Here is an 8,169-nt window from a genome sequence, read left to right on the forward strand (position 1 = left end):
TGGAATGTCAGTATGTGGGCGATGAAATGAGGGGGATTTTCAGACTGTCATCCCTCCGGTTCTGCTGAAGTTGGTAAATGGTCAGGTCTGGGCACTTGATCGCAGGTTTCCTAGGTAGTCAGAACCCCTAGTCATTGCCCAAAAGAGACATAGGGTATCGGCTATCAGCACTAAACAGCGCATTAGCAGTTTATGCAGCCCTTATTCAAATATATCCAAATAACGCCTTACCGAACTATCAAAACGCTCCTGTTCAGTGTACTTACCAATCAGCGACTTATAATTAAGGTCATCCTGCGACACCGGCTTACTCGCTAGGCTAGACAGCGCATGATAGGCGGCAACGATAGACGCTTCGAAAGGCGTATGTCCGCTCAAAAGCAGCTTTACGTTGCAGTTCTTGTAATGCCCATCTGTCAGCGTATTTTTCTTGCCATAGGTGATGAGCATCTTCGGCTTGTCACTGCCCCGGGAGATAACTTCCAGCTGCTCGGGATCGGTAACACCTGCCAAACAGATGCCATCGACACCCGCCTCGGAGTACTGAAACACCCGCTCGGCAACGGCTTCAATCTCCTCTCCGGCGACCACTTGCGTTCGGGCGATGATACCAAAGCGGTCAGATTTTCTCGCATCCAGCGCCGCGGCAAGTTTATCGATCTGCTCCCGAGGAGAGATCAACTTGGTCTTGGTTTGACCGTAAGATATAGGCAGCTTGGTATCTTCCAGGGTAATAGCGCTGGCACCGGCCATCTCCAGCTCGACGACAGTTCTCATGGTGTTAAGCGCATTGCCATATCCGGCATCGCCATCAACGATGATCTTCAGGTTGGAAGATTGACTGGTACGTTTGACTAAGTCGCACAACTCTGTCGAGGTAAGCAACATCAGGTCCGGCGTTCCCAGCATACTCAGGGAAGCCACGGATCCCCCGACCATACCGTAGTTGAACCCAAGATCCACCGCCATCCTGGCAGCTATAGGACAATGAACAGAGGCCAAGACTTCGTAGCCAACTGTCTCTGCAATGGAGTTATAAAATGCGGTCATCGAAAAACCTCTTGAGAAATCGGTTCGTTGCAGGTGCAAGAGTGGAGGATTAAAACCAGATGCTAATAACAAATTTTGAAATAGCGGTGATTAAGGCAAGCGGGACAATGGTGTCGTAAAAACGCGCCATGGCTAAGGTTGGCTGGATAAGCCGTGACTCCGTACCCGGGCATCCCTCCCCGGGCACAGAATCGCATTTAGTTTAATGCGTCAGCTAATGGCTGCTCAGGCGCCTGCTGCGGCAGGCTTGGCACCCAACACCTTACGCATTAGAAACACCGCAACCGCAAGACCTAGACCAATCAGATCGGTCATCAGCCCACCGGAGATCATCAGGAAGGCCGCCGCCGTCAAGACAAGGCGAATCGCCAGATTGGCGTGGTTACCGATAAACCAGCCCTGCACCGCCGATGCGAGCAAGAAGATACCGAATACCGCAGTCACCCCTGAACGCAGTACATCGATCAACTCACCTTCCATAAGCAGAGTGGAGTTATAGAAGAACATGAAGGGCACGACAAAGGCCGCGATACCGATCTTGAACGATGCCATGGAGGTCTTGAGTGGGTTAGCACCCGAAATCCCGGCCGCCGCGAACGATGCCAAGGCCACTGGGGGCGTAATGGCGGAGACCACCGCGAAATAGAACACGAAGAAGTGGGCTGTCAGCAACGGAATTCCCAGATCTACCAAACCGGGCGCAACCACCGAGGCGGCAACCGCATAGGCCGCTGTGGTGGGCATTCCCATACCCAGCAGAATCGCAATACACATGGCAAAGAACATAGCCAGCAGTTGTGAGGTATCCGCCAGGCTCAGCAACAGGTTGGAGAAACGCGCACCGACACCGGTGAGCGAGATAACACCGACGATAATACCGGCACAGGCACAGACTGCGATGATCTGAATCGACATGTGACCGGCGATCTCGAATGCGTTGTAGACTCGTTTGAGGTTCATGCGATAGGGCGTAAACCAGCTCACGACAACCGCCGCAATCGTGGCCAAGGTGCCTGCACGAATAACAGAATAACCCAGGAACAGTGCGACTATCAGGATTAGTATCGGCACAAACAGGTACACCTGACGCACCATGGTAGCAACGCGCGGCAGTTCTTCCTTGCGCATCCCTTTCATGCCCATCTTGGCTGCTTCGAAATCAACCATAAAGAAGATCGACACGAAATAGAGGATGGCAGGAATAATCGCTGCAATCGCAATATCCGAGTAAGGAATACCGGTAACTTCCGCCATGATGAAGGCACCTGCCCCCATGATTGGCGGCATAATCTGTCCACCTGTCGAGGCAGCCGCTTCGATGGCACCGGCGGTATTTTTCTCGTAGCCGACCTTTTTCATCAGCGGAATGGTCAGCGAGCCTGTGGCAACAACGTTACCGGCAGAGGTGCCGTTGATCATACCCATCAAGCCTGATGCGAATATTGCAACTTTCGCAGGGCCGCCCCGTGCCTTACCAGCAACAGCAAAGGCAAAATTGACGAAATAATCACCCACTTTGGATGCCTGCAAGAAGGCCGCAAAGATGATGAATAGAATGATATAGGTTGAGGATACCGCCGTAGTCGGGCCCAGTACGCCAGCATCGGTGTAAACCTGGCTGAAGAACCGTTCCCAGGTGATGGCCGGTGAGCTCAGGAAACCGGGCAGAAATTCGCCCACAAAAACGTAAACCAGAAACACCGTGGCGATCACGACCAACGCCATGCCAGCCACTCGACGAGTCAGTTCCATAATCAGGGCCGTACCGGCCACCGCTGCCATGGAAATACCCACCGGTGCAAAGGGAGTACCGGTCGAATTGCGCATCAGGGTGCCATAGATGGTAATGAGATAGACAGCCACCGACAACGCACAGGCGGCCAGTACAAAGTCGTGGGGCGCAAACCGACCACGGCTCTGCTTATCGAACCAGGAAAGCATGATCGAACCGGCCGTTGCCACCCATAAAGGCGTGCCGTACAACCAGATTTCATTGAAGCGGATCCCCTTGTCGATACCGTTCCACATGGTCCCGGATGCAATTTCCCAGGCAAAATAGAACGCCATGCCAAGCGAGAACAACGCACTGAGCAGCAAAGGATAAGCGAGAAAACGCACCGCCTTAGGGCGAGTCTGTTCCTCTTCAGGGAAGCTGGTTGACGAGAACATCAGGAAACCTAGTACCAAGGCCCCCGCCACATGGGCAATACGGAAGTTCCAGGTTTCTATGGGAAAGTCCGGCAGAAACGGGATATCAACCAGACCACCGGTTAATGCCTTTAGGCCTAGTCCATTAAGGGCCAGCATATGAAATGCAGCGTAGACAACTGCGATAAGCGTTATAACTTGGTATGAACGCCCTTTAAAGGTTCTGAGATTAGACTCAACAGGCTCATCATCAACCCCATGGGCGATGAGGTGGTCTGGCTCTTTAGCCAGATTATTATCGTTATTCATGGCTAGACCTTCGCTTTATATAGCGCGAGATTGCATGTTTAAAAAGGCGTGACATGCCATTAGCGATGCCACGCTAAAAACTGACTACTGGTGAATTAGTTCCGCTTGGATATTGCCGCCATTTTCATTGAACCAACGTGCTGCGCCCGGATGCCATGGCAGGAAGGTGTTTTTGTCCCAATGTTCAGGCAGCGTGGTACGAGCACCTTTATGCGCTTGAACCATCCGAGCATTGTCTCCCATCACCGCTTTTACCGCTTCGTACACAAAGGATTCGGGAAGGTCGCAGTTGGCGATAGCAAAGTTCCACATGGATACCGAACGCGCAGGCGCTTCAAGGCTTTTGTATGCCCCCTTCGCGATTTCGTAGTTGCTCACGGGGAAGGCATCGGTGATTTTCTTTTGTTCCTTCTCGGTGAATTCAATAATGTTGATATCGGTTTGGACTTCGAGCTGGCTCACCGCTGGTACCGGTACACCGGCCGCAAAAGCGACCACATCCAGCAAACCATCCTGCAACTGACCACCTAGGTCTGACCAGCCGCCGTTACGACGCTCAAACTTCAGGCCCAACTCTTCAAGCATGCGAGGGAAGTAGGTATCCGATGTGGAACCCGCTGGGCCAAAGCCGATCTTAGCCCCCGCCGGGATGTCGGCCACGGAGGTGATACCGGATGAGGTCAGTGCGGTGATTGAAAACGGCGTCTGGTACATCGGGAACATGGCGCAAGCATTGTCCATCGGCAGGCCAGGTGCGATTGCGTTCTTACCCTCCATCGACTCTCGGGCCGGACCCAGGGTGGTCATACCAAAATGGTTATCACCAGTATGCACCAGTGCCATGTTCTGCATCGGTCCGCCGGTGACCTCAGCGCCGCCTGGCACACCAGTTTCTTCCGACACGATATTCGCCCAGGCGGTACCGTATCCAAAATAAGCCCCACCTTGGGAGCCGGTACCCACTGTAAAGCTATCAGGCCAGCCGGCTTTATCAGCGGCCATGAGGGATGTGGATACAGCCGCTACCGCTACAGACAGACCAAGGTTTTTAATTATTTTCATAGGTATCTCCAGCTTCACTTTATTTTTAGATTGAAATACTTGGGGTTATGAAAATTGATAAAAAAACAACACATAAGTTATTTTATGAATTTAACCTGTTCGCTAATTTTTGCTAATACGCTCGATTTACGCTCGTTGTAGGTTTTCTTATTGATCTCGAAAATATTGTTGCCATGTGTATCGATCGAAATAATCAACGGACCAAAACCTTTTACTCGGTTTATCCAGAGCGTTTCCGGCATACCCAGGTCTTTCCACTCAGCGCCCTCTATGGCTTCCACCTTGGTGGCTGCAACCACGGCGCACCCCCCGGGGAAAACCGCGTGAACCGCCTTGTTTTCCTGACAGCCAGCGGCGGTTTCCGGACCCATACCGCCTTTGCCGATGATCAGTTTAACACCGGTTTTTTCGATAAACTCACGCTCGAACTTTTCCATACGCATACTGGTGGTCGGGCCGATGGAGACCATCTCATAACTACCATCGTCCTTTTCCCGCACGATCGGGCCGGCATGAAAGATTGCACCGCCGGCAATATCCACCGGCAGTTCCTGGCCATATTCGATCAACCGGCGGTGCGCCACGTCCCGGCAGGTCACCAGGGTCCCATCCAGGTAAACAACGTCGCCGACTTTAAGGTCTTCCAGGTCCAGGGCTGAAATCGGTGTCTTCAGTACCTTCTTCATAGTTTTACATCCTGATGGGAGATAATTTCGTAGGAGAGGTCTGCATTGACCTTGATTTGGCCGCGACGGTGCGCCCAGCAGCCAGTGGAAACGGCCACACCGATAGTAGAAGGATGGCGCGCAGACGATTCGATATTCACACCCATCACGGTGTTGTCGCCGGTGAGTCCTTGTGGGCCGATACCCAGCTCATTAATGCCGTCGGTCAGCAGATCTTCGAGCAGCGCAGCTTGCTCATTCGCGTTGCGAGCATTTACCGGTTTCAGGATTGCTTTCTTGGAAAGCCGCGCAGCAGTTTCTGCCGAAGTGGAGACACCCACACCCACTAAAAGAGGCGGGCAGGCGTTGAGGCCTCGTGAGGTCATCACATCAAGAACGAATTCCGCCACACCTTCGTAGCCCTGTCCTGGCATCAATACGGTCGATGCGCCCGGCAGAGTACAACCACCACCCGCCATATACACGTCAATGATCGCGTAGTCTGCGCCCGGCAGAATTTCCCAGTCGAGCCAAGGGATCTTGGAGCCGGTATTAGTGCCGGTATTCTTCTCGACAAACGATTCCACCGCGTTATGACGCAGGGGGCCAATTTCGGTTGCACCCCGGGTCGCTCCTTCCAGAATCGACTCCAGTTCACCCAGCAGCGGAAAGGATGAGCCCGCCTGGATGAAATACTGAATGACACCAGTATCCTGGCAGCTAGGACGATCCAGCTTATCGGCGGCATCCTGGTTTTCCGCCATAACGTCAAAGATTTCGATCGCCATGGGGTTGGTTTCTTTGGCACGCAACTCCGCCTGTTTCTCTTTAACGTCCGTTGGAAGACGTTTTCCGATATAGGCAGTGAATTTCGCGAGAGTGTCAGTCAGGGACTGAACTGCGGCTTCTTTCTCCACGCTTGAATCCTCTTATTTTAGTGACCCGGAACGCCCCTTGAGGAACAAACCGGATAGAACGTGTGGCTATCATAGAGGGTAGAATGCGTGTAAAAATGCACCAAAGGTAAAAATACAATTTCCAAAAGGTGAAATATGGATATTGAAGATTCGATGAGATTCTTCGTCAGTTTGGCCCAAAAACGATCCCTGTCGGGCGCCGCGCAAGAGTTGGACCTATCCCCATCAGCAGCGACAAAACGCTTGGCACAGATAGAAGATAGAATGGGAGTGAAGCTGGTTAACCGGACAACCCGGCATATTTCACTGACACCTGAGGGTGAGATCTACCTTGAGTATGCCCAGAACATCCTCGCCCAAACGGAGGAGATGCAAGATGTGATTCGTAACCAGTCAGGAACCCCGACCGGCCAACTGAACGTCCATGCGCCTTTGGGCTTCGGCAGAAAATATATTGCGCCGCTGGTATCCGAGTTTGTTTCAGAACACCCCGAGCTGGTTGTGCGACTAACACTAAGCGACAGGCATGTTTCACCACCGGATGATGCCGTGGATATCCTGATTCGCTTCGGCGATGTACCGGATTCACGCTTAATTGCCCGCAAGATCGCGCCAAATCGGCGCTTTATCAGCGCAAGCCCCCGCTATCTGGATAAGATGGGACGCCCTGCTGTACCTCAGGACCTAAGCAATCACCAGGCGATAGCACTGCGCCAGAATGATGAGACAGCCAACCTCTGGCGTTTAACGAAAGATAATCAAACCCTGGCTGTTCGCGTGCCAGTGAAGCTAAGTACAAACGATGGGCATGTCGCTCTTCAGTGGGCCATCGAAGGACATGGATTATTGATGAGAGCTCAATGGGACCTCGCCAAGCACCTCAGAAGTGGAGAGTTGGAGCTAGTATTACCAGAATACGATACCCCTCCAGCCGATATTTATGCTGTTTATCTACAGAAAGCTCGACTTGCTACACGTGTTTCTCTGTTCCTTGATTACCTTGAGGCGTCATTCCTGACTAAGACAACGACTAGTGATTATTGGTAATTCACAGTATTTGCTCATTTATCGTTCGTTTAACTTCAGAGGTGCACTAACGATGTAATCAGCTCACTGCCATTTCAGCTTTAAGTAATCAAAAATTTGGGAGAACGATAGCTAGACCCCACAAAAAAAACGCACTCAAATGAGTGCGCCAAACGCGTGAACAACCAGCGTGTATCAACATCTGAGTACTTTCAGATTCCAAACTTTCTTACTCAAGCATTGTCGCATCCTCAGCAAACACAAACTTGCCATCATATGCTTTAGCCATAGTCTCTTTCATATTCTCGACTGTATCAGTCCACGAAAGGATATGTGTGAGAACAAGCAGTCCTGGCTTAGCTAGCTTCGCAATCTCAGCTACCTGCTCAATGGAGGTGTGCTGGTTAGCATGGTAAGCATGGCGTTGAGGGCGATTGGGGTCAGAGCTATCGATAAGCCCTTTGTTGCTGTATACCTCATGAATAAGGTAATCCGCTCCCTTGGCTTGTACAGCAATCCGCTCATCGTAGGTTGTATCACCGGAAATAACCGTCACCTTGTCAGGTGTAGTGACCTTGTAACCAAAGGCTGGCTCAATCGCACCATGATCCACAAGGAAAGCTTCAACCTTAACTTCACCATCATCATAAACGACGCCACCAGATGCATACTCACTCACCACGGGGTCTGGCTCTTGGATTTTCACTGGGCTTAATGTCGTTTGCATACGAATATCAGAATCGTCTGCATATGCTTCCAAGATGTTACTCGTAAGCTTTTTGGTTCCTGGCGGGCCATAAATATTGATCGGTTTGTCACGCAACCACCAAAGGGACAACATCACAGCGGGAAGTCCAAGGGTTACTGCGAATAAGTCCCTCAGCATGAGACAATCTAAGCTATGACGTATCGAGGGCTTTCCATGAATCACCAGCTATCTTTCGCTGACAGCGAGTTCACCTGCAAGCGTCGCCAGACACGTAAAGAGAAGT

7 protein-coding genes are annotated in these 8,169 nt (G+C 51.6%); 1 reads left to right on the forward strand and 6 read right to left on the reverse strand.

Annotated elements, in window-relative coordinates; genetic code table 11:
• Window positions 1-201 precede the first annotated feature (201 nt).
• The 5 genes from ACN0R1_RS20770 to ttdA form a co-directional block, all read right to left on the reverse strand.
• The gene (locus tag ACN0R1_RS20770; RefSeq protein WP_417586069.1) at window positions 202-1,050 is read right to left on the reverse strand and encodes an isocitrate lyase/PEP mutase family protein; all 849 of its coding nucleotides are present in this window, start codon (window positions 1,048-1,050) and stop codon (window positions 202-204) included.
• A gap of 225 nt (window positions 1,051-1,275) precedes the next feature.
• Window positions 1,276-3,507: a TRAP transporter permease gene (locus ACN0R1_RS20775; RefSeq protein ID WP_417586070.1), complete on the reverse strand. Its 2,232-nt coding sequence runs from the start codon at window positions 3,505-3,507 to the stop codon at window positions 1,276-1,278.
• Window positions 3,508-3,591: 84 nt separating this feature from the next.
• Window positions 3,592-4,569 (reverse strand): TAXI family TRAP transporter solute-binding subunit, encoded by a 978-nt coding sequence (locus ACN0R1_RS20780; protein ID WP_417586071.1) that lies wholly within the window; start codon window positions 4,567-4,569, stop codon window positions 3,592-3,594.
• A 77-nt stretch (window positions 4,570-4,646) separates the two neighbouring features.
• Window positions 4,647-5,255, reverse strand: a complete 609-nt coding sequence (gene ttdB / locus ACN0R1_RS20785; RefSeq protein WP_417586072.1) for a L(+)-tartrate dehydratase subunit beta — start codon at window positions 5,253-5,255, stop codon at window positions 4,647-4,649.
• Window positions 5,252-6,151 (reverse strand): L(+)-tartrate dehydratase subunit alpha, encoded by a 900-nt coding sequence (gene ttdA, locus ACN0R1_RS20790; RefSeq protein WP_417586073.1) that lies wholly within the window; start codon window positions 6,149-6,151, stop codon window positions 5,252-5,254. The genes ttdB and ttdA overlap by 4 nt, the downstream gene beginning before the upstream one ends.
• Window positions 6,152-6,286: 135 nt before the next feature.
• On the opposite strand from ttdA, the gene ACN0R1_RS20795 reads away from it, so the two are divergent.
• Entirely contained in the window at window positions 6,287-7,198 is a 912-nt protein-coding gene (locus tag ACN0R1_RS20795) for a LysR family transcriptional regulator (RefSeq protein WP_417586074.1), read from the forward strand.
• Between the two features lie 208 nt (window positions 7,199-7,406).
• On the opposite strand, the gene ACN0R1_RS20800 is transcribed toward ACN0R1_RS20795, so the two are convergent.
• Window positions 7,407-8,018, reverse strand: a complete 612-nt coding sequence (locus ACN0R1_RS20800) for an MBL fold metallo-hydrolase (RefSeq protein ID WP_417586075.1) — start codon at window positions 8,016-8,018, stop codon at window positions 7,407-7,409.
• Between the last annotated feature and the right edge of the window lie 151 nt (window positions 8,019-8,169).

Origin of the sequence: Nitrincola sp. (assembly GCF_048264025.1) — a bacterium.
Taxonomy (GTDB): domain Bacteria; phylum Pseudomonadota; class Gammaproteobacteria; order Pseudomonadales; family Balneatricaceae; genus Nitrincola.